Consider the following 26,697-nt stretch of genomic DNA (forward strand, 5'->3'; position numbering starts at 1 on the left):
GTTTAGTCGCTACAGAAGCGACGTAATCGATGATTTGAGCAACTGGGCGTAGCACTGCCTGTACGAAGCGTTATTCTCCTCAGACGCATTCCGGAACCCACCACTCACTACGACGAGTGACGGTTTCGCACTGCACGTGATGGAAGCTCTGCCTCTGGGAGTCCCGTGTACCCACACGTCGGGGTTGACGCCTCGGGCCTGGCTACGCTGCGCGCAACGGTCGCCGACCGCTTGCGCGGCTTCGTCCCCACCGCGTACGCCGTACCCGCATTTGCCACCCCTGCACCTGCCGGCCCTTGCTACGCCCTGGCCGAACGCAGTGCGGCGGTCGGAAGACGCAGCAACCGCGGCGCAACGACCACGTCCACCGTTCGTCGGCCCACCGCCGACAGCGACAGCGCGCGCATGATGGATCTCGTCGAGCGCGCACAGGCCGGCGAGGCCGACGCCTTCGGCCGCCTCTACGACCAGTACAGCGACACCGTCTACCGCTACATCTACTACCGCGTGGGCGGCAAGGCGACGGCGGAGGACCTCACCAGTGAGACCTTCCTGCGCGCCCTGCGCCGCATCTCCACGTTCACCTGGCAGGGCCGCGACTTCGGCGCCTGGCTGGTCACCATCGCCCGCAACCTGGTCGCCGACCACTTCAAGTCCAGCCGCTTCCGGCTGGAAGTGACCACCGGCGAAATGCTCGACGCCAACGAGGTCGAGCGCAGTCCCGAGGACTCCGTCCTGGAGTCCCTCTCCAACGCCGCGCTCCTACAGGCCGTGCGCCGGCTCAACCCCCAGCAGCAGGAGTGCGTGACCCTGCGCTTCCTGCAGGGCCTCTCGGTCGCCGAGACCGCCCGGGTCATGGGCAAGAACGAGGGCGCGATCAAGACCCTGCAGTACCGCGCCGTCCGCACGCTGGCCCGGCTCCTCCCGGAAGATGCCCGCTGACCCCACCCCCGGCCGAATCACTCTCGGCGACACGCTCATCACACACTGGTCCGATCATCCTTCGTGCGTAACCCAAGTGCCGCGCCCCTCGTTGTGCCGGTTGCAGGCCCCCTGTCGTCACCCCATGTCCGCCGACACTCACTCATTCGTGTGGAAGCGCTCAAGGTGTGCAACCTTCCGGACCACCAGGGGAGTCGACCGTCATGACGAGAGGAGGTGCCGCCAGTGATCGCAAACGTTTCGGCACACCGGCGGGCGAACGCCTTCGCCCAGGCCCTGGAGGAGCAGTCGCTCCGCGGTGCGGCGGCCGAACAGCCCGAGGGACCGGCCGAACCGGCCGCCCACGGACCGCTGTTGGCCCTGGCGAACGGCCTCGGTGAGGTACCGCGGCCGGAGTTGGATCCCGAGGTCAAAGTGGTGCAGCGAGCCCAGCTCGTCGCCGCCATGGAGGCCATGTTCACCGAGGGCGGTGCGTCCGCGGGCCCTACGGTGCCCGAGCAGCGGACCAAGGGAGCCCACCGGGCCTCCCCGCTCCGGAAATTGCGTCCGCGTTCACGCTGGACGAAGGGCCTCGCGGCCGGCGGACTCACCGTCGGTGTGGCGGCGGGGGCCTTCGGCGGAGTGGCCGCTGCCAGTTCCGACGCCCTGCCGGGTGATTCGCTGTACGGGCTCAAGCGCGGCATGGAGGACATCCAGCTCGGCATGGCCAGCGGCGACGCCGACCGCGGCGAGGCCTACCTGGACCAGGCGTCGACCCGGCTCAGCGAGGCCCGTCGGCTGATGGAGCGCGCCCGCTCCGGCGACCTGGACCACGAACAGCTCGGCGAAGTCAGGCGCACGCTCAACGGCATGACGCACGACGCCAGCGAGGGCCACCGCCTGCTCCACTCCGCGTACCAGCAGAACGGCGCCATCGGCCCCATCCAGACCCTGGACTCCTTCTCCCGCTCGCACCGCGAGAGCTGGAGCAGCCTCCGCGGCCGGCTGCCCGTACAGCTGACGGACGTCGGCGACCAGGTCAGCTCCGTCTTCGACGCCATAGACGAAGAGGTCCAGCCGCTGCAGTCGCTGCTGCCCCGCACCCCGAACGGCAACGGCGGCTCACAGCAGTCGGACACCGCGGACCAGGGCACGCAACCCTCGCGTACGGCCCCCTCGGCGCCCACGTCACCGGAGGCCTCGCAGGGCCGTACGGACAACAGCTCCTCGCCCCACCCGTCAGGATCGGGCAGCGCCTCGTCCGAGGGCCTGATCAGCGGCGGCACGGACGGCCTCCTCGGCACCCCGCCTCCGGGCACCCTCCCGTCCGCCGACGGCCGGTTCAGTACCCCGCCCACCCCGGACGTGACCCTCCCGCCGCTCCTCCCCGGCCTCCTCCCGGGCCTGGGGATCAACGGCGAGGACCTGAAGAACGACTAGCGCCGCCTCGGACGGAGGGGGACGGCTCGGCGAGCCGTCCCCCTCCGCGTACCGGCACGCCCCTCAGAAGAACACCGACCTCCGCTGCACCAGCAGCTTGTACAGCGTGTGCTGAATCTGTTCCCGCACCTGATCCGTCAGGTTGAACATCAGCATCGGATCCTCCGCCGCCTCCACCGGATACCCGCTCGTGGAGATCGGCTCCCCGAACTGGATCGTCCACTTCGTCGGCAGCGGCACCGCCCCGAGCGGCCCGAGCCAGGGAAACGTAGGCGTGATCGGGAAGTACGGAAAGCCCAGCAGCCGCGCCAGCGTCTTCGAGTTGCCGATCATCGGGTAGATCTCCTCCGCCCCCACGATCGAACACGGAACGATCGGCACCCCGGCCCGCAGCGCCGTGGACACGAAGCCGCCACGCCCGAAGCGCTGCAGCTTGTACCGCTCCCCGAACGGCTTCCCGATGCCCTTGAACCCCTCCGGCATCACCCCGACGACCTCGCCCCGCCGCAGCAGCCGCTCCGCGTCCTCCGCACAGGCCAGCGTGTGCCCGGCCTTACGGGCCAGCTCGTTCACCACCGGCAGCATGAACACGAGATCGGCGGCGAGCAGCCGCAGATGACGGCCCGCCGGATGGTTGTCGTGCACGGCGACCTGGAGCATCAGCCCGTCGAGCGGCAACGTCCCCGAGTGGTTGGACACGATCAGTGCCCCGCCCTCGGCGGGGATGTTCTCGATGCCCTTCACCTCGACCCGGAAGTACTTCTCGTACACCGGCCGGAGCATCGACATCAGGACCTGATCGGTCAGCTCCTCGTCGTACCCGAACTCGTCGACGTCGTAGTCACCCGTGACCCGCCGCCGCAGGAACGCGAGCCCGCCGGCGATCCGCCGGTCCCAGCCGCCGCGATCGTCCCGCTCCGCGGGCTGCCCGGCCCGCTCGGGCTCCTCCTGCGGCTTCGAGGCGTCCTGCTGCCCCGGAAGGGCGCTCACGGCCGCGGTCCCCACCACGGAGGCCGCCGTGGACCCCTGGCCCCGGCCGCCACCCCCTGCGGGCCGGCGCCGTGCGGGGCGCGCTGAGCCGCCCGTCCGCGAACGGTCGTCGTCGAACGGAATGACCTTGGCATCCGCCATCGTCGGTGCGCTCCTCTACCTGGCGCTGGGGGCCGGCTCGGTGTCGCCGGTCCCGGTGATCCCCGGAACATCGCCGCCCGCCCCGGCGAACGGCATGACGGCCAGTCTGTCGACCGCCCTGCCCACCGCTTCGGGCGGCAGCAGTCCGGGCCCCTGACTGCGCGCGAACTCCGCGAACGTCTCCGCGGTACTGAACCGGGGGTGGAAGCCGAGGGTCTCGCGCATCTGGACGGTGGAGACCACCCGGCCGTGGGTGAGCAGCCGGATCTGCTCCGGCGAAAAGTCCGTCATGCCGACCGTACGCAACGCCTGGCCGACCCAGGTGACCGCGGGCAGCAGCAACGGCATCGTCGGCCGGCCCAGGCGCCGCGAGCACTGCGAGAGCAGCAGCACCCCGTCCCCGGCGATATTGAACGTGCCGCTGTTCAGCGTCCCGCGTCCCGGCTCGCCCGACGCGACGCCCAGTACGTCGACGACATCGTCCTCGTGCACGAACTGGAGCCTCGGGTCGTATCCGAACACCGTCGGCAGCACGGGCAGCGACAGATAGTCGGCGAGCGGCGAGTCGGCCCGGGGCCCCAGGATGTTCGCGAACCTGAGCACGCACACGGCGACGTCCGGCCTGCGGCGCGCGAAGCCCCGTACGTACCCCTCGACCTCCACCACGTCCTTGGCGAAGCCGCCGCTGGGCAGGGACTTGGGCGGGGTGGTCTCGGTGAAGACCGCCGGGTCGCGCGGCGCCGAGCCGTACACATTCGTACTGGACTTGACCACCAGCCGCCGCACGCTCGGCGCCTTCTGACAGGCGCCGAGCAGCTGCATGGTGCCGATGACGTTGGTCTCCTTGACCGTCGTCCGGCCGCCCGTGCCGACCGCCTTGGCCGAGACGTCCAGATGCACCACCGTGTCGACGGAGTGCTCGGCGAGGACTCTGGCGATCGCGGGCTGGCGGATGTCCGCCGTCACGAAATCGGCGTCGCCCAACTCGTGTCCGGGCGCGACCGCGTCGACGGCGATCACCCGGTCCACTCCCGGATCACGCTGGATGCGCCGCACGAAGCGGCCCCCCAGCTGCCGGGCCGCTCCCGTGACCAGCACGACCTTCCCCAAGATCAGCGCCTTCCGTCGAAAGGTTTCCCCTGGCCGTCACCGTAGCGGGTGGATGTTGCCCTGTGATGACCGCGCGGCGGCCTTCCCCCAAGTCTTTGGCCCGAATGCGGGCGACTGCCCCCCCACAACGCACCGCAGCCCTCCCGCCGGATCGGCGGGAGGGCTGCGGATTCACGAACCGCGTTCGCTTACTTCTTGTTGCGACGCTGAACGCGCGTGCGCTTGAGCAGCTTGCGGTGCTTCTTCTTGGCCATCCGCTTGCGCCGCTTCTTGATAACAGAGCCCACGACTACCCTCGCTCACTTCTTCTTCACTGGTGCGGGGCGTCTGGGCCCACACGACCTACGTCGGCCTAGCCTACCCGCCAGCGCGTGAGGGGCGTAATCCGAGGTGAACCTCAGGCGGACTCCACCCCCACAAAGGACTCGCGGAGATACTCGTGAACCGCTTGCTCCGGAACCCGGAAGGACCTGCCCACCCGGATCGCCGGCAGATGACCGCTGTGCACCAAGCGGTACACGGTCATCTTCGACACTCTCATGACCGAGGCGACTTCCGCCACGGTCAGAAACTTGACCTCGTTGAGAGGCCTCTCGCTGCCAGCAGCCATGACCCACCTGTACCTTCCGCACGAGACGCGCACCGGCTTCCCCTCCGGTGACTCTTCGTCGTTGTGCGCTCACTCCCCAGGTTAGGGGCGGGTGATGCGAGTGGGGAAGAGGGGAGACGATCGGCCGCCTACCGTGACAGAAACGCCCGATTGAGTACATAGCGCGTCAGCGGCCGGTAGTACGCGGCCGGCACGGCGTCGTCGAGCGGCACGGCGACCGCCACCCGGCCCTCGGCCTCCCCGACGAACAGCGCGGGATCGTCCGTATCGGCCAGGCCGATCGCCTCAATGCCCAGCTGACCTGCCCCGCAGACCCAGCCGTGGTCCCCGACGACCAGTTCCGGCAACCGCCCGCGACCCTCCGCGGCCGCCTCCAGGACGACCCTGACCGGCAGCGGGGAATGGGTATGCGCGCCGGTGTCACCACCGGGAGAACGCGCGCCGGGTTCGCGCACCATCGCGACTCCTCGTACGTAGTCGAGGCTGCACGTGCGTACGCCGAACCGGGTCGTTATGTCGATACATCGCCCCTGCGCGGGTGTGAGTACACGGCACCCGGCCGCCGACATGGCGTCTGCCAGCGCTGCGTAGAAACCGAGCAACCGGTGCGGATGACCGGTACCGAACAGCACCGGCGCCCGCCGGACCGCGGCATGCGACAGCCGCTCGGCGAAAGCATCCAGACCTGCCAGGGTCCGCTCCGGGTCGATCACATCAGGCCCCGAGACATGAGCAGGATCGTCCGAAACCCCGCACTTGTCGGCCATCAGACGAAGCAGATCGTGCTCCTCCCAACCCCGCCCGGGGTCGAGGCCGAGCGTCACCCGCGGGTCCCGGGCCGCGAAGAGTCGATAACTCCGCAGACTCACCTCCCGCGAGGTGGCCACGGGCCCGGCCAGCCGGGCCGCCAGCAGATGCGCACGCAGCGCTCCGGTGCTCAACACCCCACCGATGCTCCCCCAATCACTCGGACGGGGGGCCGGAAGCCCGGTTACGCCCCACAGTTGGCGTAACCATTACGCGCCACCGCACGGAAACACCCGCATCTCGACCGCCCCCGCCCGGCTCAGGTCAGCAGCCCCCGCAACGGGAACGCCGCCCGCCGCGTCGCCAGCACCGCCTGGTCCAGCCGGTCCGCGGGGTCGTACCCCTCCTCCCACGACTTCCAGGAAGGAGTACGACCGTCCGTCATCCGGGCCGGCCCCAACTGCCGGGTCCGGGCATAGACCTCGTCCCGCCACGACGACGGAATCATCGACTCCGGGTCCACCGGAGCATGCGCGGCGATCCCCACCAGATGCGTCCAGGACCGCGGCACCACATCGACCACCGCGTAACCGCCCCCGCCGAGCGCCACCCAGCGCCCGCCCTCCACATACTCATGGGCGAGATCGTGACAGGCCGACATCACCGCGCGCTGCGCGTCCAGCGACACCGCGAGATGGGCGAGCGGATCCTCGAAATGCGTATCGGCCCCGTGCTGGCTCACCAGCACCTGCGGCCGGAAGTCCGCCAGCAGCTCCGGCACCACCGCATGGAACGCCCGCAGCCACCCCGCGTCCCCCGTACCGGCCGGCAGCGCCACATTCACCGCACTGCCCTCACCCGCTCCCGAGCCGGTCTCCTCCGGCCAGCCGGTCTGCGGGAAGAGCGTCCGCGGGTGCTCGTGCAGCGATACGGTCAGGACCCGCGGGTCCTCCCAGAAGGCCGCCTGCACCCCGTCACCGTGGTGCACGTCCACATCGACGTACGCGATCCGCTCGGCGCCCAGCTCCAGCATCCTCGCGATGGCGAGCGCCGGATCGTTGTAGACGCAGAACCCCGCCGCACCGCCCGGCATGGCGTGGTGCAGCCCGCCGGTGAAGTTCACGGCATGCGCGGTGTCCCCGCGCCACACCGCCTCGGCCGCCGCCACCGACTGCCCGGCGATCAGCGCCGACACCTCGTGCATCCCCGCGAAGGCCGGATCGTCCACCGTCCCGAGCCCGTACTTCTGATCGGCGTGCTTCGGATCCGCCGAGGCGGCGCGCACCGCGGCCACGTAGTCCTCGCGGTGCACCAGCCGCAGCGTGGACTCCCCGGCGGGTTTGGCCGCCACCACATCCACCGCACCGTCGAGCCCGAACGCCCGGACCAGCCCCATGGTCAGGGAAAGTCTGACGGGGTCCATCGGATGACTTTCCCCGAAGTCGTATCCCGTTACTGCGTCATCCCACATCAACTGTGCGCGGCCGCTCATGCCCGCCACCGTATCGGGCGGGCTCCGCGTCGAACGACTTGGCGTACACCAGCGTCGCGAGCACCAGCACCATCGGTACGAGCATCGCCCCCCGGTAGCTCCAGGCGTCCCCGAGCGCCCCCACCAAGGGCGATCCGACCAGGAATCCCACGTAGTTGAAGACATTCAGCCGCGCGATGGCCGTATCGCTCGCCCCGGGGAACATCCGCCCGGCAGCGGCGAACGTCTGCGGCACGATCACGCAGAGCCCGAGCCCGAGCATGGTGAACCCGAGCATCCCGGTCCACGCCCCACCGGCCACCGCCACCACGACGAACCCGGCAGCGGCCAGCACACTCCCGCCCCGCACCACGGTCACAGCCCCGAACCGCCGCACCCCGAGGTCCCCGACGGCCCGCCCCAGCAGCGTCGTCACCATATAGACGTTGTACGGAAGGGTCGACAGCTGCTCCGAGCTCCCCAGCACGTCCTGCAGATACTTGGCGCTCCAGTTGGAGACCGTAGAGTCCCCGATGTACGCGAAGCTCATCACCAGACAGAGCGGCATCAGCAACTTGAAGGAGACCGAGGCCGCCCCCTTGCCCTGCCCCTCCCCCGCCTTCGCCTTCGCTTCCGCCGAAGCGCCTTCGGTGTACCACCGACTCCCGATGAACGCGACAGGCAGCAGCACCACGACCGCCGGCAGGTACGAGACCAGCAGCGACAGATCCCAGTGCGCCCCGGCCCACGCCATGGACGCTCCGGCGATCCCGCCCAGGCTGTACGCGGCATGGAAGCCGAGCATGATGGAGCGCCCGTACGCCCGCTGGAGGCTGACCCCCATCATGTTCATGGAGGCATCGAGCGCCCCGACGGCGAGCCCGAACACGCCCAGCGCCAGGGCCGCCTCCCACAGCGCGTTCCCGGCCCCGGTACCGAGGAGCGCAAGCATCACGACGGGCTGTGCCCACCTCAGCACGACCCTGGGCCGCACCCGGGCGACCACCTTCTCGGTGACCACGCTGCCCGCCCCGGCCAGGATGGGCACCGCGGCCAGGAAGACGGGCAGCAGCCCGTCGGATATCCCGTACCGGTCCTGGATCGCGGGAATCCGCGTCACCAACAGAGCGAAGGTGACTCCCTGCACGAAGAAGCTCAACGTGAGGGAGGCCCTGCCGTGCCGCAAGCGAGCATCTGTCATGGCCGCGAGCGTAAGGCCAGTTTCTACCAGTGGGTAGATGAATCAGGCGAGCATTTCCCGGAGTTGACTCATGTCGGAGAAATGCCCGGTCACCCCGGCGAGCCGGTCCGCCGGCATCATCGACGTAAACCCGTACACATCCATCCCCGCGGCCCTGGCCGCCTCCACTCCGAGTGGGCTGTCCTCGATGACGACGCACCGCTCGGGAGGAACCCCCATCCGCTCGGCCGCGAGCAGGAACAGGTCGGGCGCCGGCTTTCCCTGCCCCACGTCCTCCGCGCTGAAGATCCACTCCTCCTCGAACCACTCGTCGAGCCCGGTCTTGCGATGCCCGACCCGGATCCGCTCATGACTGCTGGAGGACGCGACACAGTACGGAACCCCGTCGGCGACCAGCTTCCCCAGCACGTCCCCGACCCCGGCCACCGGTTCCAGCTCCTGCTCGAACGCGGTGAAGATCCGCGAGTGGAGCGTCTCGTCGAAGTCCGCGGGCAGCTTCTCCCCGGTTCGTTCCTCGACGAGATCGTGCACCCGGTGCACGGCGGCCCCCATGTAGTCCCGAAGGCTCTCCTGGTACGAGGTGGGGTGGCCGAGCTCCGTGAGGTACTCGGCCAGGATGGTGTTGGAGATCGGCTCGCTGTCCACGAGCACACCGTCGTTGTCGAAGATGACCAGTTCGTAGCGCATGGTTCGAGCCTAGACGCTCGGAACGCAGAAAAGCCCCGTGCCACAAGGGCACGGGGCTTTCCACAATGATTGTTCGGCGGCGTCCTACTCTCCCACAGGGTCCCCCCTGCAGTACCATCGGCGCTGAAAGGCTTAGCTTCCGGGTTCGGAATGTAACCGGGCGTTTCCCTAACGCAATGACCACCGAAACACTATGAAATTAACCAACACCGGAAAAACACGGCCGTTCGTTATTTCAGAACTAACACAGTGGACGCGAGCAACTGAGGACAAGCCCTCGGCCTATTAGTACCAGTCAGCTCCACCCGTTACCGGGCTTCCACATCTGGCCTATCAACCCAGTCGTCTACTGGGAGCCTTAACCCCTCGAAGGGGGTGGGAATACTCATCTCGAAGCAGGCTTCCCGCTTAGATGCTTTCAGCGGTTATCCTTTCCGAACGTAGCCAACCAGCCATGCCCTTGGCAGAACAACTGGCACACCAGAGGTTCGTCCGTCCCGGTCCTCTCGTACTAGGGACAGCCCTTCTCAATATTCCTACGCGCGCAGCGGATAGGGACCGAACTGTCTCACGACGTTCTAAACCCAGCTCGCGTACCGCTTTAATGGGCGAACAGCCCAACCCTTGGGACCGACTCCAGCCCCAGGATGCGACGAGCCGACATCGAGGTGCCAAACCATCCCGTCGATATGGACTCTTGGGGAAGATCAGCCTGTTATCCCCGGGGTACCTTTTATCCGTTGAGCGACAGCGCTTCCACAAGCCACTGCCGGATCACTAGTCCCGACTTTCGTCCCTGCTCGACCCGTCGGTCTCACAGTCAAGCTCCCTTGTGCACTTACACTCAACACCTGATTGCCAACCAGGCTGAGGGAACCTTTGGGCGCCTCCGTTACTCTTTAGGAGGCAACCGCCCCAGTTAAACTACCCATCAGACACTGTCCCTGATCCGGATCACGGACCCAGGTTAGACATCCAGCACGACCAGAGTGGTATTTCAACGACGACTCCACAACCACTGGCGTGGCCGCTTCAAAGTCTCCCACCTATCCTACACAAGCCGAACCGAACACCAATATCAAACTGTAGTAAAGGTCCCGGGGTCTTTCCGTCCTGCTGCGCGAAACGAGCATCTTTACTCGTAGTGCAATTTCACCGGGCCTATGGTTGAGACAGTCGAGAAGTCGTTACGCCATTCGTGCAGGTCGGAACTTACCCGACAAGGAATTTCGCTACCTTAGGATGGTTATAGTTACCACCGCCGTTTACTGGCGCTTAAGTTCTCAGCTTCGCCGACCCGAAAGTCAGCTAACCGGTCCCCTTAACGTTCCAGCACCGGGCAGGCGTCAGTCCGTATACATCGCCTTACGGCTTCGCACGGACCTGTGTTTTTAGTAAACAGTCGCTTCTCGCTGGTCTCTGCGGCCACCCCCAGCTCGGAGAGCAAGTCTCCTCACCAGTGATGGCCCCCCTTCTCCCGAAGTTACGGGGGCATTTTGCCGAGTTCCTTAACCATAGTTCACCCGAACGCCTCGGTATTCTCTACCTGACCACCTGAGTCGGTTTAGGGTACGGGCCGCCATGAAACTCGCTAGAGGCTTTTCTCGACAGCATAGGATCATCCACTTCACCACAATCGGCTCGGCATCAGGTCTCAGACTATGTGCACGACGGATTTACCTACCGTGCGTCCTGCACCCTTACCCCGGGACAACCACCGCCCGGGCTGGACTACCTTCCTGCGTCACCCCATCGCTTACCTACTACCACCTTGGTTCATCGGCTCCACCACTACCCTCAACTCCGAAGAGATCGGGCCGGCTTCACGGACTTAGCATTAATGGGCTCAGTACTGGGCGTTTCAAAGCGGGTACCGGAATATCAACCGGTTGTCCATCGACTACGCCTGTCGGCCTCGCCTTAGGTCCCGACTTACCCTGGGCAGATCAGCTTGACCCAGGAACCCTTAGTCAATCGGCGCACACGTTTCTCACGTGTGTATCGCTACTCATGCCTGCATTCTCACTCGTGAACCGTCCACAACTCGCTTCCGCGGCTGCTTCACCCGGCACACGACGCTCCCCTACCCATCCGTACTCCCGTTGGGGATACATGTACGAATGACACGACTTCGGCGGTACGCTTGAGCCCCGCTACATTGTCGGCGCGGAATCACTTGACCAGTGAGCTATTACGCACTCTTTCAAGGGTGGCTGCTTCTAAGCCAACCTCCTGGTTGTCTCTGCGACTCCACATCCTTTCCCACTTAGCGTACGCTTAGGGGCCTTAGTCGATGCTCTGGGCTGTTTCCCTCTCGACCATGGAGCTTATCCCCCACAGTCTCACTGCCGTGCTCTCACTTACCGGCATTCGGAGTTTGGCTAAGGTCAGTAACCCGGTAGGGCCCATCGCCTATCCAGTGCTCTACCTCCGGCAAGAAACACACGACGCTGCACCTAAATGCATTTCGGGGAGAACCAGCTATCACGGAGTTTGATTGGCCTTTCACCCCTAACCACAGGTCATCCCCCAGGTTTTCAACCCTGGTGGGTTCGGTCCTCCACGAAGTCTTACCTCCGCTTCAACCTGCCCATGGCTAGATCACTCCGCTTCGGGTCTTGAGCGTGCTACTGAAACGCCCTGTTCGGACTCGCTTTCGCTACGGCTTCCCCACACGGGTTAACCTCGCAACACACCGCAAACTCGCAGGCTCATTCTTCAAAAGGCACGCAGTCACGACTGCATGTGCAAGCACATACAGCGACGCTCCCACGGCTTGTAGGCACACGGTTTCAGGTACTATTTCACTCCGCTCCCGCGGTACTTTTCACCATTCCCTCACGGTACTATCCGCTATCGGTCACCAGGGAATATTTAGGCTTAGCGGGTGGTCCCGCCAGATTCACACGGGATTTCTCGGGCCCCGTGCTACTTGGGTGTCTCTCAAACGAGCCGTCAATGTTTCAGCTACGGGGGTCTTACCCTCTACGCCGGACCTTTCGCATGTCCTTCGCCTACATCAACGGTTTCTGACTCGTCTCACGGCCGGCAGACCGTGAAAGAGAGATCCCACAACCCCGCATGCGCAACCCCTGCCGGGTATCACACGCATACGGTTTGGCCTCATCCAGTTTCGCTCGCCACTACTCCCGGAATCACGGTTGTTTTCTCTTCCTGAGGGTACTGAGATGTTTCACTTCCCCTCGTTCCCTCCACACTGCCTATGTGTTCAGCAGCGGGTGACAGCCCATGACGACTGCCGGGTTTCCCCATTCGGACACCCCCGGATCAAAGCTCGGTTGACAGCTCCCCGGGGCCTATCGTGGCCTCCCACGTCCTTCATCGGTTCCTGGTGCCAAGGCATCCACCGTGCGCCCTTAAAAACTTGGCCACAGATGCTCGCGTCCACTGTGCAGTTCTCAAACAACGACCAGCCACCCATCACCCCGCTCCGAAGAACAGGTTCACTGGGGCCGGCAACTGAAGGCGACCATACGGCCGTACCCTCAGATACCCAACAACGTGCCCGACCCGACCTGCCGTCCCCCACGTTCCACGCCGAAGCAGTACTAGTGAAAAACAACCTGTCGTGCCGAATAGTCAACGTTCCACCCATGAGCAACCACCGTCGGACATTTGCCGACGTAGTGGCACTGGATTCCTTGCGGAATCTAGATGCTCCTTAGAAAGGAGGTGATCCAGCCGCACCTTCCGGTACGGCTACCTTGTTACGACTTCGTCCCAATCGCCAGTCCCACCTTCGACAGCTCCCTCCCACAAGGGGTTGGGCCACCGGCTTCGGGTGTTACCGACTTTCGTGACGTGACGGGCGGTGTGTACAAGGCCCGGGAACGTATTCACCGCAGCAATGCTGATCTGCGATTACTAGCAACTCCGACTTCATGGGGTCGAGTTGCAGACCCCAATCCGAACTGAGACCGGCTTTTTGAGATTCGCTCCGCCTCGCGGCATCGCAGCTCATTGTACCGGCCATTGTAGCACGTGTGCAGCCCAAGACATAAGGGGCATGATGACTTGACGTCGTCCCCACCTTCCTCCGAGTTGACCCCGGCAGTCTCCTGTGAGTCCCCATCACCCCGAAGGGCATGCTGGCAACACAGAACAAGGGTTGCGCTCGTTGCGGGACTTAACCCAACATCTCACGACACGAGCTGACGACAGCCATGCACCACCTGTACACCGACCACAAGGGGGGCACCATCTCTGATGCTTTCCGGTGTATGTCAAGCCTTGGTAAGGTTCTTCGCGTTGCGTCGAATTAAGCCACATGCTCCGCTGCTTGTGCGGGCCCCCGTCAATTCCTTTGAGTTTTAGCCTTGCGGCCGTACTCCCCAGGCGGGGAACTTAATGCGTTAGCTGCGGCACCGACGACGTGGAATGTCGCCAACACCTAGTTCCCAACGTTTACGGCGTGGACTACCAGGGTATCTAATCCTGTTCGCTCCCCACGCTTTCGCTCCTCAGCGTCAGTAATGGCCCAGAGATCCGCCTTCGCCACCGGTGTTCCTCCTGATATCTGCGCATTTCACCGCTACACCAGGAATTCCGATCTCCCCTACCACACTCTAGCCTGCCCGTATCGACTGCAGACCCGGGGTTAAGCCCCGGGCTTTCACAACCGACGCAACAAGCCGCCTACGAGCTCTTTACGCCCAATAATTCCGGACAACGCTTGCGCCCTACGTATTACCGCGGCTGCTGGCACGTAGTTAGCCGGCGCTTCTTCTGCAGGTACCGTCACTCTCGCTTCTTCCCTGCTGAAAGAGGTTTACAACCCGAAGGCCGTCATCCCTCACGCGGCGTCGCTGCATCAGGCTTTCGCCCATTGTGCAATATTCCCCACTGCTGCCTCCCGTAGGAGTCTGGGCCGTGTCTCAGTCCCAGTGTGGCCGGTCGCCCTCTCAGGCCGGCTACCCGTCGTCGCCTTGGTAGGCCATCACCCCACCAACAAGCTGATAGGCCGCGGGCTCATCCTTCACCGCCGGAGCTTTCAACCCCGTCCCATGCGGGACAGAGTGTTATCCGGTATTAGACCCCGTTTCCAGGGCTTGTCCCAGAGTGAAGGGCAGATTGCCCACGTGTTACTCACCCGTTCGCCACTAATCCACCCCGAAGGGCTTCATCGTTCGACTTGCATGTGTTAAGCACGCCGCCAGCGTTCGTCCTGAGCCAGGATCAAACTCTCCGTGAATGTTTTCCCGTGATCGGGACAACACAACACGAGAGCGGAACGACCGGACGGAATAAGACCGGTCGTTCACAGCGTCCTCGCTGTGTAAATTGCCTACCGGGTCAGTGACCTCGTAGGACTTTCAAAGGAACCTCCAACCTGCCGAAGCAGGCCGGGGTATCAACATATCTGGCGTTGACTTTTGGCACGCTGTTGAGTTCTCAAGGAACGGACGCTTCCTTTGTACTCACCCTCTCGGGCTTTCCTCCGGGCTTTTCCCTTCGATCTTGCGTTTCCGACTCTATCAGACTCTTTCGTGTCCGATTCCCGGTCGAAACGGGGCTTTGCTTCGCTTTCCAGTTCTTCGCTTTCGCGTTTCCCTTTCCGGCGAGTCCGACTCTATCAGATCCTTTCGGGCCTGATTCCCAGTCAGCGGGGTTTGCCTTCCCGGCTGTTGGGCCGTTCCGACGAGTGAGACTTTAGCGGAATCCTGGGCCTCGACGCTAATCGGGGTCGCGCTCCTTCGAGCGCGGATTCCTCATTTCGCAAATGCGCGCAGAAAGTCCTGCGACAGACGTCGCCGACTCGATGCGGTTACTGCGGAATGGTTGTCCGGGGACCGACCGGAGTCGGCGCTCACGTCGGACAACTCGGAGCACACTACGGATCTGGCCAGGCCGTGTCAACCTCCGGCGGGCCCGGGTCCTGGTGGGAGGCCAGGCGGTAGTCGCGGGGGCTGGTGGACAGGTGGGTGGCGAAGTGCTGGCGCATGGTGATCTCGCTGCCGAAGCCCGTGCGGCGGGCGACCTCCGGGAGGGGGAGGTCGGTGCGTTCCAGGAGCTTCTGGGCTGCGGCGATGCGTTGGGTGATCAGCCAGCGCAGCGGGGTCGTACCGGTGGTGGCCTGGAAGTGGCGGGCGAAGGAGCGGGGGGACATTCCGGCATGGGCGGCGAGGTCGGCGACCGTGTGGGGTTCGGCCAGATGGGCCAGGGCGAAGGCGCGTACCGCGGCAAGGGTGTCGGCGTCGCGGTCGGCGGGGGGGGTGCCCCTATCTGTTTCGTCAACCCTGTCAGGGTCGGTTCGTGGGAGTTGGTGCTGGTTTTTGGGAACGTCCCGCGAAGCGGGACGTTCCCGGCGGATCGGGTGCCTGATGGGCAGCCCGGTGGCCGGCACGGCGGGGGTGGCCGTGCCGGTGCGCGCGTGATGGGGTCAGGAAGGGAGGGGCGGTGGTGCTGTCAGGCCGCGAGGCCGATGTCGCCGGGGGTTCGTGGTTCGTAGAGGGCCCCGGTGCGGATCATTGCGTGGATGACGTTCACACGTTGGCGGGCCAGGCGGAGGATCGCTTGGGTGTGGGTCTTGCCGCGTGCGCGTTGACGGTCGTAGTAGGTGCGGGAGGAGCGGTCGGATTTGCAGCCGATCGCGGCGAACGCGGCCTGGAAGAGGGCGCGTTTGAGGAGTCGGTTGCCGCGGTGGGGTGCGTGCTCGCCACGGATGGAGGTGCCCGAGGACTTGGTGGCGGGGGCGAGTCCGGCGTAGGAGGCGAGGTGTCCTGCGGTGGGGAAGGTGGTGCCGTCGCCGATGGCGACGATCACGGCGGCGGTGGTCCTGACGCCCATGCCGGGCATGGAGGTCAGGAGGTGGAAAAGAGGGAGGGCCTCCAGCAGGGCGGCGATCTCCTGCTCGGCCTGGCGGCGCTGGGTGTGGGCGGCGGCGAGCTGGGCGGCAAGTCCGGGCACGATCAGCGCGCTGGCCTCGGTGCCGGGCACGATGACGGTCTGCTCGGCAAGCGCGTCGAAGATCTCCGCGGTGAGGTGGTGGGCCTTGCGCGAGCCGTGCGCCTTGAGCAGGGCCTCGCAGCGGGCGTGGCCCAGTTTCTTCAGCCTGGCCGGGGAGCCGTGCCGTTCAAGGAGGGCCAGGATGTAGGGGTAGCCCAGCCGGGGGCCGACCACCCGCTCCAGGGTGGGATGGATCTGGGAGAGCAGGCCGCGCAGCCGGTTGGAGGTGCGGTTGACCTCGCCGGCCAGGTCGTTGTCGTAGCCGGTGAGCATGGTCAGCTCGGCCAGCTTCTCGTCGTCGCGGTCCACCGCGCGCAGGGTGTGCGGCATGGTCCGGGCGGTGTCGGCGATGACGAAGGCGTCGCGGGCGTCGGTCTTGGCTTCGCCCGGGTAGAGGTCGGCGGCCCGGCGCATCGAGAGTCCCGGCAGGTAAGCGACCCGGCAGCCGGTCGCGCGGGCCACGGTCAGTGGCAGCGCGCCGATGTTGGCGACCTGGTCCACGATCACCAGGACGGTGCCGAACTTGGCCCTGAGCTTGTCGAACAACTCCCGCAGGCGGGCCTCGGTGTTGGGCAGCTTCTTGTCGTGGACGGTCTTGCCCTGCCCGGTCAGGCCGCGGGCGTGGTGGAACTCCTTGCCCAGGTCCAGGCCGAGGAACAGACCTATGCCGGAGATATCGATGACGGTGTCGGCCATGCGCGATGCCCCTCTTCGGTCGTGCCTTTCGCATCCGTCCCGGCCGTCCCTGCGGCACCACACGCCGGCAACCACGTTACGCAGACATCCCGCCCGTGAAGAGGTCCGGCGTTGCACCGGACCAGGCAGTCGTCAGGCCCCTCATCAGCGGTCAAGCGGTGCCCCGAAGCCCGGCGGCAACACCCCCCAGGTCATCGACTTCGACAGGGGGCACACAGCCATACCGGACCCGGGGGCCAGGCGCCCCATTTCGGGGCCACAGAAAAGGTAACGGGGTGCTCGATGAACTGGGCCTGGGTGCCGGTGCGGAACGGGGCCGTGACCATCGAGCGGGCGATCGTCGCCGCGGTCTCGGCTCCGTAAGTCGTGCGTACGAGGTGGAGGCAGAGGTCGATGGCTTTCTGACCTCTGGGCCATGGGGTCGCCGGACGGCAGGATCGTTCACATGGAGATCGCAGAGAACGCAGCGCTGATCGTGGTGGACGTGCAGGCAGGCTTCGAGGAGGAGGCGTACTGGGGGCCGCGGAACAATCCCGGGGCGGATCGGAACATCGCCGGACTGATCGACGCCTGGCAGGCGAGCGGTCGGCCCGTGGTGTTCGTACGGCATGACTCGCCCAAGCCGGATTCGCCGTTGCGGGTGGGGCAGCCGGGGAACGACTTCAAGGGGTATGTGGAGGAGCGGCGCGGGAAGGGCAGTGGGCCCGAGCTGTTGCTGACGAAGAGCGTGAACTCCGCCTTCTACGGGACGCCCGATCTCGCGGAATGGCTGGACCGGAGCGGGATCCGGCAGTTCGTGGTGGCCGGGATCCAGACCAATATGTGCGCGGAGACGACGGCGCGGATGGGCGGGAACCTCGGGTACGAGGTGTTCTTCGCGCTCGATGCGACGCACACCTTCGACCTGACCGGGCCGTGGGGGTGGACGCAGAGCGCGGACGAGCTGGCGCGGGCCACCGCCGTGTCGTTGCACGGCGGTGGGTTCGCGAAGGTGGTGCGCAGTGCGGAGCTGATCGCCGCCGCGGAGTAGGTCAGCCGTTGCCGGAGGCGAGTTCGCGGCTGCGGTCGCGGGCGGCTTCGAGGGCGGCGATGAGGGCAGCCCGTACGCCGTGGTTCTCCAGCTCGCGGATGGCGCTGATGGTGGTGCCGGCCGGGCTGGTGACGGCTTCGCGCAGCTTGACGGGGTGTTCACCGCTGTCGCGGAGCATCACCGCGGCGCCGATGGCGGCCTGGACGATCAGGTCGTGGGCCTGGGCGCGGGGCAGGCCGAGCAGAATGCCGGCGTCGGTCATTGCCTCGACGAGGAAGTAGAAGTACGCGGGGCCCGATCCGGACAGGGCGGTTGCCGCGTCCTGCTGGGACTCGGGGACGCGGAGGGTCTTGCCGACGCCGCCGAAGATCGCCTCCGCGGCGGCGAGGTGGTCGGTGGTGGCGTGGCTGCCGGCCGAGATGACGGACATGCCCTCGTCGACGAGGACGGGGGTGTTCGGCATGACGCGTACGACCGGGGTGTTCGCGGCGAGGCGGCCCTCGATGAAGGCGGTCGTGATGCCCGCGGCCGCGCTGATGACCAGGCGGTCGGGGGTGATGTGCCCGGCGAGCTCGTCGAGGAGCCGGCCCATGTCCTGGGGCTTGACCGCGAGGATGAGAATGTCGGCGCGCTTGGCGGCCTCGGCGTTGGTGACGGAGTCGACGCCGTAGCGGTTGTGGAGTTCCTCGGCGCGTTCGGAGCGGCGGGTGGTGACCAGCAGGTTCGCCGGGCGCCAGCCCGCCCGGATCATGCCGCTGAGCAGGGCCTCGCCGATCTTGCCGGTGCCGAGGACTGCGACTGTCTGGGTCATGTGGTTCACCCTCCGGGCTGTGCTGACGGTTCTCGGTGCTCGGTGCTCGTTAGCGCCATCCTCGCACCGGCCCGTCAGGCGGTGCGGCGGCGGAGAGTGGCGGCGCCTAGGGCCAGGACGAGGAGGGCGCAGCCCGCCACTATCAGGATGCCGCGGACGAAGTCGCCGGTGATGTCGGTGTGGCTCAGGACCTCGTTCATGCCGTCGACGGCGTACGACATGGGCAGGACGTTCGAGATCGCTTCGAGGACGGGGGCCATCCGGTCGCGGGCGATGAACAGTCCGCAGAGCAGGAGCTGCGGGAAGATCACGGCGGGCATGAACTGGACGGCCTGGAACTCGGATGCGGCGAAGGCGGAGACGAACAGGCCCAGTGCCGTGCCGAGCAGGGCGTCGAGCAGGGCGACCAGGAGCAGCAGCCACGGGGAGCCGGTGACGTCCAGGCCCAGTGCCCAGACCGAGACCGCGGTGGCCAGGAGGGACTGGACGATCGCCACGGCGCCGAACGCGAGGGCGTAGCCGGCGATCAGGTCGCCCTTGCCGAGCGGCATCGCGAGGAGGCGTTCGAGGGTGCCCGAGGTGCGTTCGCGCAGGGTGGCGATCGAGGTCACCAGGAACATCGTGATCAGCGGGAAGATGCCGAGGAGCGAGGCGCCGATGGCGTCGAAGGTGCGGGGGCTGCCGTCGAACACGTACCGGAGCAGCGTGATCATCACGACCGGGATCAGGAGCAGCAGTGCGACGGTGCGGGCGTCGTGGCTCAGCTGACGCAGGACCCGGGCGGCGGTGGCGAGGACGCGGGCCGGGCTCAGGCGCGGGGTGCCGGTCGCCGGGGACGGTGTCGGGGTGGGCTTCGTGGCGGGCGTCGTGCTCATCGGGCGGGCTCCTGACGGGTGGCGGCCTGGTCGACCAGGTGGAGGAACGCCTCTTCAACGGTGTCCGCGCGGGCGGCGGCGCGCAGGGCCTCGGGGGTGCCGTCGGCGAGGATCTCGCCCTCGCGCATGAGGAGCAGGCGGTGGCAGCGCTCGGCCTCGTCCATGACGTGGGAGGAGACGAGGAGCGTGGTGCCGTGGTCGGCGGCGAGGCGGTGGAAGAGGTTCCACAGGTCGCGGCGGAGGACGGGGTCCAGGCCCACGGTGGGTTCGTCGAGGACCAGGAGTTCCGGGGTGCCGAGCAGGGCCACGGCGAGGGAGGCGCGGGCGAGCTGGCCGCCGGAGAGGGTGCCGGCGAGGGCGTCGGCGTGGCTGGTCAGGTCGACCTCGGTGATGGCGCGGGCGACGGCGGTGCGGCGGGCGCCCCGCTGTCGGCGGCCGGGCTGGAGGATCGCCGCGAAGTAGTCGAGGTTCTGCCTGACGGTCAGGTCGGTGTAGACGGACGGGTCCTGGGTGACGTATCCGATGCGCGGCCGGAGGGTGGGGTGGCCCGCGGGGCTGCCGAGCACGTCGAGGGTGCCGGTGACCTTGGCCTGGGTGCCCACGACGGCACGCATCAGGGTGGATTTGCCGCAGCCGGAGGGGCCGAGAAGGCCGGTGATCCTGCCGGGTTCGACGGTGAAGTCGAGGCCGCGCAGGACGGTGCGGTCGCCTCGTACGACCGTGAGGCCATGGGCCTCGACGGCGGCACCCCGAGAATTCATCATGTGATGAATATTGATCCCGGGGTGTCCGCCCGTCAAGAGGCCGGGCCGGGGCTCACCGCCACGTCCAGGTCGACCGTGTAGCTCTCCTCGACCGTGCCGTCCGGGAAGAGTTCCGCGAGCCGGTCGCGTTCCTCGGCGAGGAAGCGCCGCGCGGGTTCCTCGCCGAGGACGAGGAAGGCGGAGTGGCTGCCGAGGTTGGCGAGGTGGGTGTCGACGGACACCCGTCGGGTCCAGGACACGCGGCGGTACGCGAAGTCGAGCCCGGACGGCAGGTCGCGGGAGCGGACGGGCGAGCCGTGGGCGGAGTCGTCGGCGCCGAAGAAGCGGCGGAGCCGGGCGTCCTGCCCGGCGATCCAGGGGACGGAGTGGTCGGCGACATTCCACCAGAGGGCGAGTGCGCCGCCGGGGCGGAGGACGCGCAGCGCCTCGGGGCCGGCGAGAGCGGGGTCCGTCCAGTGCCAGGACTGGGCGTACGTGATCAGGTCGGCCGATGCGGTGGCGAGGGGGAGGTGGTTGCCGTCGCCGCGCACGACGGGCAGGTGCGGGAGCGAGCGGTGGAGTTCCGCCGCCATGCCGGCGCCCGGTTCCACGGCGATGACCCGGGCGCCGCGCTCGTGGAGGAGGCGGGTGGAGATGCCCGTGCCGGCGCCGATGTCGACGGTGCGGGCGCCGTGCAGGGGGCGGTGGGCCAGTTCCTCGACGGCGTCGAAGAGCGCGGGCGGGTAGCCGGGGCGGGCTGCGGCGTACTGGGCGGCCGCGCGGTCGAAGGAGAGCGCGCGCGGCGGGGTGGCGGATGCGTCGGGATCGGCGGGAAGCATGGTTCATCGTGGCGCGTGCGCCGGGCCCGCGCCGGTGTACGCGTGGCTTCCGCCCGGGGCCGTCCTACTTGCGCTTGGGGCGCTTGCCCTTGCCGGTCCTGCGGGCCGCCGGGTTTCCGGTGCGGGCCGAGCGGCGCTTCTCGTAGCGGGCCAGGGCCGTCTCGTACTCCGTGCGGTGCAGTTGCTCGCCCGGGGCCTCCCGGAACGTACGGAGGAAGTACGCGATCAGCGAGCCGACGAAGCCGATGGTCTTGAGACCGCGCAGATTGGCCTCGCGCGCCGGGTCGGCGGGGCGGCGGCTGAACCCTTCCCAGGTCTTGCGGAAGGCGATGGCGCTGCAGATGGCGAACATCAGGACGACCAGGATGCCGACGAAACTGCCGACGTCGGCGATCTGCAGCCCCTGGTAGGCGAAGCGGAGCACGAAGCAGGCGGCGACCGCGGCGACCAGGGAGCCGACCGCGGCCCCGGCGCGTCGCAGCCCGTAGCCCCCGCTGTGGTCGACCCAGGTCGTACCGAAGAAGCGCAGGGGCTCGGGCTGCGGGCCGGGCGTGGTGGAGCCGGGCGTGGCGCCGGGGCCGGGGGCTTCGCTGTTCTCGCTCACGAAGTCGATTATCCCCGGGCGGTCGCGGTCCCGGACGCGCCGGTCGCGATCCCGGTCGCCGTTCCCGTCACCACGCCGGTCGCGATCCCGGCCGCCGTTCCCGTCAGTCGCAGCGCGGTGCGATGTAGCCGTCGCTGCCCGTGTCGACGTAGGCGTCCGCCACGAACTGGCCGTTGGCGATGTTGTCCCAGAGGTTCGAGGTGCCGTACGGGCCGGTGACCCGCTCCCCCGGCTTCTGGCAGTAGACCGGCACCTTCATCCCGTACGGAAGGGTCCTGACGATCCCGTACTTGGTGCCCGGACCCGTGCGGACGTTGACGCGGTAGCCGGGCGCGATCGGGTACCTGGTGACGTCGTCGGACCCGGCGAGCGTCTCCATGTCCTCGGTGGCTTCGGTCGTGACGTCGGTCGTGCCCTCGGTGTGCTCATCCATGGCCATGAGGCCCTCCCCCGTTGAGAGATGGTGTGTACGACGTGTACGACGCGCAGGCTACAAGCCCCATCCGTATCGCACGCACCATCGACTAGGCTCCGTGCGTCGCGCTTGCGGACGAACACACGGGGGTGGGCGATGCCGCCGCTGCGAGGTACCGGAGCCAATCCGGAAGCGGAGCATCCGGAGTACGCCGGGCAGTACCGCCTTGAGGCACGTCTCGGCGCGGGCGGCATGGGAGTCGTGCACCTGGCGCGCTCCGCCTCCGGGCTGCAGCTCGCCGTCAAGGTGGTGCACCACCAGTACGCGGCGGACCCCGAGTTCAGGGCACGTTTCCGGCAGGAGGTCGGGGCGGCCCGGCGGGTCAGCGGCGCCTTCACGGCACCGGTCGTCGACGCCGATCCGGATGCCGTACGGCCGTGGATGGCCACCCTGTACGTGCCCGGCCCCACGCTCGCCGACCAGGTGAAGCGGAACGGGCCGATGGCCCCCGCCGAACTGCGCAGGCTGACGGCGGGGCTCGCCGAGGCGCTGCGCGACATCCATCGGGCCGGTGTGATCCACCGCGATCTCAAGCCGAGCAATGTGCTGCTCGCCGACTCCGGGCCCAAGGTCATCGACTTCGGGATCTCCCGGCCGTACGACAGCGATCTGCGCACCGAGACGGGCAAGTTGATCGGCTCGCCGCCGTACATGGCGCCCGAGCAGTTCCAGCGGCCGCGTGAAGTCGGGCCCGCCGCCGATGTGTTCGCCCTGGGGGCCGTGCTCGTCCACGCGGCGACCGGCCGGGGGCCCTTCGACTCGGACAGCCCGTACATCGTGGCCTACCAGGTGGTGCACGACGAGGCCGATCTGGCGGGGGTGCCGGCGGACCTGGCTCCGCTGATCGGGCAGTGCCTGACGAAGGACCCCGCCGGGCGGCCCACCCCCGACGAGATCATGACGACGCTGCGCCCGCCCTCGTACGAGGCCGCCGCGTTCATACCGTCGCAGCGGCGGCCGGTCACCACTGCGGCACCCGTCCCGGAATCCTCGGCGCGAGCCGACGCGGACACGCATGTGGGCGCGGGCGCCGCGGCGCGGGGCAGGAAAGCGGCCCCGGACGGTGGCGGCAAGCGGCGGTGGCTGGCGGCCACCGCGGCGCTGCTGGTCATGGGGGCCTGCGGGATGTGGGCCGCCGGTGCGGGGTTCGACCTCGGCGGCTCGGGCGGCTCCGGCGAGTCGGGCGGGGCGAAGGGCTCGGCGGAGGAGTTCGCCCCGTGGCGGACGTCGTTGCGGACCGCCGGCAAGGCGACGCCGGTCTGTACCCCGGCGGGCCGCTCCGGGGAGGAGGCGTCCGACCCGCCCGCGGCGTTGTACTGCGCGGCGAGCGGCATCGGTGTCACCCGGCTGGACCCCGCTGACGGCCGGGTGCTGTGGTCCCGTCGCGCCGCGGAGGACACCCCGTCGGTCGGCGTGGTGTCGGTCTCCGGCGGTCTGGTGCATACGGCGGTGCCGGGCGGGAAGCTCCGGGCGTACGACCCCGCCAGGGGCGAACAGGTCTGGGACGCGGATCTCTCCCCGTACGTGGGCACCCCCTTCGACGCGGGTGACGCGCTCCTGCTGGTCGCCGAGGACGGCACGACCGAGGCGCTCGACTCCGCGACCGGTGTGTCCCTCTGGCGGCACGCGCTCGCCGGGCACCAGCGCCCGGACTACGCGCTGTACGACGCCGGCACCGGGCTGACCTACGCGTTCGAGCACTCCGCCTACGGGTCCACCACGCTGGTCACGGCCGTCCACGCCACGACGGGGCGCACGGCGTGGCAGCGGCGGCTGGACGGGATGCTGACTCCGGTGGGGACCTCGGACGGTGCGCTCGTCATGACGGCCATGAACGGGGACGCCCAGACCGTCGGGCTCGTCCGCTACGAACCGGAGGAGCGGAACGTCGTACGGATGGCACTGCCGTTCCGGATGAACGAGCCGGAGATCGTGCTGGGCGGGGACACCGCCTATCTGCTGGCGCACGGCGGGACTCTGGTCGCCGTCGACACCCGCCCGGCCGAGGGCGGCAAGACGATGCGCTGGCAGCCGGAGACCGGTGCCGGGCGGACCTCCGCGCCCGTTCTCGCCACCGGGAACCGGCTGTACTTCTCGGCGGCGGACGGGCGGCTGATGGCCGTGGACACCGAGCACGGAAAACTGCTGGGTCAGACGAGCCCACGGCTGCGGAACGGGAGGCTCACGTACTCCTCGGCGCTGCCCGCCCCTGTCGCCGCCGGCCGGACCGTCTTCGGGACCGCGCCCGACGGGTCCGTGTTCGCCGTGGACGGACAGGACCCCGCTCGCTGGTGAGAGCGGGCGGGGTCCTCGTCGGTCAGCGGACTGATCAGCCCGGCTCGGACACGTCTCAGCCCAGCTTGGACACGTCTCGCACCGCGCCCCGGTCCGCGCTCGTCGCCATCGCCGCGTACGCGCGCAGCGCCGCCGAGACCTTGCGCTCGCGGTCCTTCGGCGCGTAGACGCCGTTCAGCGCCTCGCGGCGGGCGGCCAGCTCGGGCTCGGCGACGAGGAGCTCGATCGAACGGTTCGGGATGTCGATCCTGATCCGGTCGCCGTCCTCGACCAGCGCGATCGTGCCGCCCGACGCGGCCTCCGGCGACGCGTGGCCGATGGACAGGCCCGACGTACCGCCGGAGAAGCGGCCGTCGGTCACCAGGGCGCAGCTCTTGCCCAGGCCGCGGCCCTTGAGGAAGGAGGTCGGGTAGAGCATCTCCTGCATGCCGGGGCCGCCGCGCGGGCCCTCGTAACGGATGACGACGACGTCGCCCTCCTTGATCTCCTTGCGGAGGATCTTGTCGACGGCCGCCTCCTGCGACTCGCAGACGACCGCCGGTCCCTCGAAGGTCCAGATCGACTCGTCGACGCCCGCCGTCTTCACGACACAGCCGTCCACGGCGAGGTTCCCCTTGAGGACCGCGAGGCCGCCGTCCTTGGAGTACGCGTGCTCCAGGTCGCGGATGCAGCCGCCGGCCGCGTCCACGTCGAGGGTGTCCCAGCGCTCGGACTGCGAGAAGGCGGTCGCGGAACGGACGCAGCCGGGGGCCGCGTGCCACAGCTCGACGGCTTCGGGGGACGGGGAACCGCCGCGGACGTCCCAGTTCTTCAGCCACTCGGCGAGGGTGGCGGAGTGGACCGAGTGCACGTCCTCGTCGAGCAGGCCGCCGCGGTGCAGCTCACCGAGGATGGCGGGGATGCCGCCGGCCCGGTGGACGTCCTCCATGTAGTACGTGCCGCCGGGGGCGACGTTGGGCGCGACCTTCGACAGGCAGGGGACGCGGCGCGAGACCGCGTCGATGTCGCCGAGGTCGTAGGCGAGCTCGGCCTCCTGGGCGGCGGCCAGCAGGTGCAGGATCGTGTTGGTGGAGCCGCCCATCGCGATGTCGAGCGCCATGGCGTTGTCGAACGCGGCGCGGGTGCCGATGGAGCGGGGCAGGACCGTCTCGTCGTCCTGCTCGTAGTAGCGCTTGGTGATCTCGACGATCGTGCGGCCGGCCTCCTCGTACAGCGCCTTGCGGGCGGTGTGCGTGGCGAGGACCGTGCCGTTGCCGGGGAGGGAGAGGCCGAGCGCCTCGGTCAGGCAGTTCATCGAGTTGGCGGTGAACATGCCGGAACAGCTGCCGCAGGTGGGGCAGGCGTTCTCCTCGATGCGGAGGATGTCCTCGTCGGAGATGCTCTCGTCGACCGCGTCGCTGATCGCGTTGACCAGGTCGAGCTTGCGGACCGTGCCGTCGACGAGGGTGGCCTTGCCGGCCTCCATCGGGCCGCCGGAGACGAAGACGGTCGGGATGTTGAGGCGCATCGCGGCCATCAGCATGCCCGGGGTGATCTTGTCGCAGTTGGAGATGCAGATCAGGGCGTCGGCGCAGTGGGCCTCGGCCATGTACTCGACGCTGTCGGCGATCAGGTCGCGGGAGGGGAGGCTGTAGAGCATCCCGCCGTGGCCCATCGCGATGCCGTCGTCGACGGCGATGGTGTTGAACTCGCGGGGCACGGCGCCCGCGGCCTTGATGGCGTCGGAGACGATCCGGCCGACCGGGGCCAGGTGCGTGTGGCCGGGGACGAACTCGGTGAAGGAGTTGGCGACCGCGATGATCGGCTTGCCGATGTCCTCGCTCGCTACGCCCGAGGCCCGCATAAGGGCGCGGGCGCCCGCCATGTTGCGGCCGTGGGTGACAGTGCGGGACCTCAGCTGGGGCATCGTCTCTCGCTCCTTCGACGTTGAAGACTGTCTCCGAGCGTACGCCTCCGGCTCCAAGATCTGGACACAGTGTCCGAAATGCGGGATGAAGCGCTCGGTGGGTGGGCGGGTCGGTGGAGTGCCGTGCCGTGAGGTCTCA

General features: G+C 67.8%; 20 protein-coding genes, 3 rRNA genes and 2 pseudogenes. 4 read left to right on the forward strand and 21 right to left on the reverse strand.

Annotation, left to right across the window (positions count from 1 at the left end):
* Positions 1-165: 165 nt before the first annotated feature.
* Complete coding sequence (locus OG978_RS18100) at positions 166-942, forward strand: ECF subfamily RNA polymerase sigma factor, BldN family (RefSeq protein ID WP_326766238.1); 777 nt, start codon at positions 166-168, stop codon at positions 940-942.
* A gap of 225 nt (positions 943-1,167) precedes the next feature.
* A complete protein-coding gene (locus OG978_RS18105; protein ID WP_326766239.1) occupies positions 1,168-2,361 on the forward strand; it encodes a DUF5667 domain-containing protein in 1,194 nt (397 codons plus the stop codon).
* Positions 2,362-2,424: 63 nt separating this feature from the next.
* Here OG978_RS18105 and OG978_RS18110 read toward each other — a convergent pair whose 3' ends face one another.
* The 14 genes and pseudogenes from OG978_RS18110 to OG978_RS18175 form a co-directional block, all read right to left on the reverse strand.
* Positions 2,425-3,492 carry a lysophospholipid acyltransferase family protein gene (locus OG978_RS18110; protein ID WP_326766240.1) on the reverse strand — a complete coding sequence of 356 codons (1,068 nt, stop codon included), beginning with the start codon at positions 3,490-3,492 and terminating at the stop codon, positions 2,425-2,427.
* Between the two features lie 15 nt (positions 3,493-3,507).
* Complete coding sequence (locus OG978_RS18115; RefSeq protein ID WP_326766241.1) at positions 3,508-4,602, reverse strand: NAD-dependent epimerase/dehydratase family protein; 1,095 nt, start codon at positions 4,600-4,602, stop codon at positions 3,508-3,510.
* Positions 4,603-4,790: 188 nt separating this feature from the next.
* Entirely contained in the window at positions 4,791-4,889 is a 99-nt protein-coding gene (locus OG978_RS18120) for a 30S ribosomal protein bS22 (protein WP_003948845.1), read from the reverse strand.
* 110 nt (positions 4,890-4,999) lie between these two features.
* Entirely contained in the window at positions 5,000-5,212 is a 213-nt protein-coding gene (locus tag OG978_RS18125) for a helix-turn-helix domain-containing protein (RefSeq protein WP_014046653.1), read from the reverse strand.
* A 128-nt stretch (positions 5,213-5,340) separates the two neighbouring features.
* A complete protein-coding gene (locus OG978_RS18130) occupies positions 5,341-6,156 on the reverse strand; it encodes a phosphatase (protein WP_326766242.1) in 816 nt (271 codons plus the stop codon).
* Between the two features lie 122 nt (positions 6,157-6,278).
* The gene (locus OG978_RS18135; RefSeq protein WP_326766243.1) at positions 6,279-7,451 is read right to left on the reverse strand and encodes an acetoin utilization protein AcuC; all 1,173 of its coding nucleotides are present in this window, start codon (positions 7,449-7,451) and stop codon (positions 6,279-6,281) included.
* Positions 7,420-8,631 (reverse strand): MFS transporter, encoded by a 1,212-nt coding sequence (locus OG978_RS18140; RefSeq protein ID WP_326766244.1) that lies wholly within the window; start codon positions 8,629-8,631, stop codon positions 7,420-7,422. Before OG978_RS18140 ends, OG978_RS18135 begins: the two co-directional genes overlap by 32 nt.
* Positions 8,632-8,673: 42 nt before the next feature.
* Positions 8,674-9,318 carry an HAD family hydrolase gene (locus tag OG978_RS18145; protein WP_326766245.1) on the reverse strand — a complete coding sequence of 215 codons (645 nt, stop codon included), beginning with the start codon at positions 9,316-9,318 and terminating at the stop codon, positions 8,674-8,676.
* A 71-nt stretch (positions 9,319-9,389) separates the two neighbouring features.
* Positions 9,390-9,506: ribosomal RNA gene (gene rrf, locus OG978_RS18150) — 5S ribosomal RNA — on the reverse strand.
* Positions 9,507-9,583: 77 nt separating this feature from the next.
* Positions 9,584-12,709 (reverse strand): 23S ribosomal RNA (locus OG978_RS18155).
* A gap of 295 nt (positions 12,710-13,004) precedes the next feature.
* Positions 13,005-14,530: ribosomal RNA gene (locus OG978_RS18160) — 16S ribosomal RNA — on the reverse strand.
* The 16S, 23S and 5S rRNA genes sit together here, the layout of an rRNA operon.
* A 639-nt stretch (positions 14,531-15,169) precedes the next feature.
* Positions 15,170-15,553: pseudogene (locus OG978_RS18165) on the reverse strand (helix-turn-helix domain-containing protein); the annotation flags it as partial.
* Positions 15,554-15,744: 191 nt separating this feature from the next.
* Positions 15,745-16,980, reverse strand: coding sequence for an IS110 family transposase (locus OG978_RS18170; RefSeq protein ID WP_326763311.1), 1,236 nt, complete (start codon positions 16,978-16,980; stop codon positions 15,745-15,747).
* 272 nt (positions 16,981-17,252) lie between these two features.
* A pseudogene (locus OG978_RS18175) lies at positions 17,253-17,375 on the reverse strand (AraC family transcriptional regulator); the annotation flags it as partial.
* 50 nt (positions 17,376-17,425) lie between these two features.
* Here OG978_RS18175 and OG978_RS18180 point away from each other — a divergent pair.
* Positions 17,426-18,010: a cysteine hydrolase family protein gene (locus OG978_RS18180; RefSeq protein ID WP_326766246.1), complete on the forward strand. Its 585-nt coding sequence runs from the start codon at positions 17,426-17,428 to the stop codon at positions 18,008-18,010.
* A 1-nt stretch (position 18,011) separates the two neighbouring features.
* On the opposite strand, the gene proC is transcribed toward OG978_RS18180, so the two are convergent.
* The 6 genes from proC to OG978_RS18210 all read right to left on the reverse strand — a co-directional run bounded on the left by proC (position 18,012) and on the right by OG978_RS18210 (position 22,321).
* A complete protein-coding gene (gene proC / locus OG978_RS18185; RefSeq protein ID WP_326766247.1) occupies positions 18,012-18,821 on the reverse strand; it encodes a pyrroline-5-carboxylate reductase in 810 nt (269 codons plus the stop codon).
* A 74-nt stretch (positions 18,822-18,895) separates the two neighbouring features.
* Complete coding sequence (locus OG978_RS18190; protein ID WP_326766248.1) at positions 18,896-19,696, reverse strand: ABC transporter permease; 801 nt, start codon at positions 19,694-19,696, stop codon at positions 18,896-18,898.
* On the reverse strand, positions 19,693-20,460 hold the full coding sequence (locus OG978_RS18195; RefSeq protein ID WP_326766249.1) for an ABC transporter ATP-binding protein: 768 nt from the start codon (positions 20,458-20,460) through the stop codon (positions 19,693-19,695). Before OG978_RS18195 ends, OG978_RS18190 begins: the two co-directional genes overlap by 4 nt.
* 32 nt (positions 20,461-20,492) lie before the next feature.
* Complete coding sequence (locus OG978_RS18200; RefSeq protein ID WP_326766250.1) at positions 20,493-21,278, reverse strand: class I SAM-dependent methyltransferase; 786 nt, start codon at positions 21,276-21,278, stop codon at positions 20,493-20,495.
* Positions 21,279-21,342: 64 nt separating this feature from the next.
* Positions 21,343-21,882: a hypothetical protein gene (locus OG978_RS18205; RefSeq protein ID WP_326766251.1), complete on the reverse strand. Its 540-nt coding sequence runs from the start codon at positions 21,880-21,882 to the stop codon at positions 21,343-21,345.
* A 103-nt stretch (positions 21,883-21,985) separates the two neighbouring features.
* A complete protein-coding gene (locus tag OG978_RS18210) occupies positions 21,986-22,321 on the reverse strand; it encodes an SH3 domain-containing protein (protein WP_442817705.1) in 336 nt (111 codons plus the stop codon).
* Positions 22,322-22,453: 132 nt separating this feature from the next.
* Here OG978_RS18210 and OG978_RS18215 point away from each other — a divergent pair, with 132 nt between their 5' ends.
* On the forward strand, positions 22,454-24,652 hold the full coding sequence (locus OG978_RS18215; RefSeq protein ID WP_326766252.1) for a protein kinase domain-containing protein: 2,199 nt from the start codon (positions 22,454-22,456) through the stop codon (positions 24,650-24,652).
* Positions 24,653-24,707: 55 nt separating this feature from the next.
* Here the strand turns inward: OG978_RS18215 and ilvD are convergent, their stop codons facing one another.
* Positions 24,708-26,558, reverse strand: a complete 1,851-nt coding sequence (ilvD, locus tag OG978_RS18220) for a dihydroxy-acid dehydratase (RefSeq protein ID WP_326766253.1) — start codon at positions 26,556-26,558, stop codon at positions 24,708-24,710.
* Positions 26,559-26,697: the final 139 nt, after the last annotated feature.

The sequence above is a fragment of the Streptomyces sp. NBC_01591 genome, assembly GCF_035918155.1.
Taxonomy (GTDB): Bacteria; Actinomycetota; Actinomycetes; order Streptomycetales; family Streptomycetaceae; genus Streptomyces.

Coding starts and splice junctions, on each gene's coding strand:
- OG978_RS18110 (WP_326766240.1), bottom strand. CDS start 3,492: ATGGCGGATGCCAAGGTCATTCCGTTCGACGACGACCGTTCGCGGACG.
- OG978_RS18125 (WP_014046653.1), bottom strand. CDS start 5,212: ATGGCTGCTGGCAGCGAGAGGCCTCTCAACGAGGTCAAGTTTCTGACC.
- OG978_RS18135 (WP_326766243.1), bottom strand. CDS start 7,451: ATGAGCGGCCGCGCACAGTTGATGTGGGATGACGCAGTAACGGGATAC.
- OG978_RS18140 (WP_326766244.1), bottom strand. CDS start 8,631: ATGACAGATGCTCGCTTGCGGCACGGCAGGGCCTCCCTCACGTTGAGC.
- OG978_RS18145 (WP_326766245.1), bottom strand. CDS start 9,318: ATGCGCTACGAACTGGTCATCTTCGACAACGACGGTGTGCTCGTGGAC.
- OG978_RS18170 (WP_326763311.1), bottom strand. CDS start 16,980: ATGGCCGACACCGTCATCGATATCTCCGGCATAGGTCTGTTCCTCGGC.
- OG978_RS18180 (WP_326766246.1), top strand. CDS start 17,426: ATGGAGATCGCAGAGAACGCAGCGCTGATCGTGGTGGACGTGCAGGCA.
- proC (WP_326766247.1), bottom strand. CDS start 18,821: ATGACCCAGACAGTCGCAGTCCTCGGCACCGGCAAGATCGGCGAGGCC.
- OG978_RS18190 (WP_326766248.1), bottom strand. CDS start 19,696: ATGAGCACGACGCCCGCCACGAAGCCCACCCCGACACCGTCCCCGGCG.
- OG978_RS18195 (WP_326766249.1), bottom strand. CDS start 20,460: ATGATGAATTCTCGGGGTGCCGCCGTCGAGGCCCATGGCCTCACGGTC.
- OG978_RS18200 (WP_326766250.1), bottom strand. CDS start 21,278: ATGCTTCCCGCCGATCCCGACGCATCCGCCACCCCGCCGCGCGCGCTC.
- OG978_RS18210 (WP_442817705.1), bottom strand. CDS start 22,321: ATGGCCATGGATGAGCACACCGAGGGCACGACCGACGTCACGACCGAA.
- OG978_RS18215 (WP_326766252.1), top strand. CDS start 22,454: ATGCCGCCGCTGCGAGGTACCGGAGCCAATCCGGAAGCGGAGCATCCG.
- ilvD (WP_326766253.1), bottom strand. CDS start 26,558: ATGCCCCAGCTGAGGTCCCGCACTGTCACCCACGGCCGCAACATGGCG.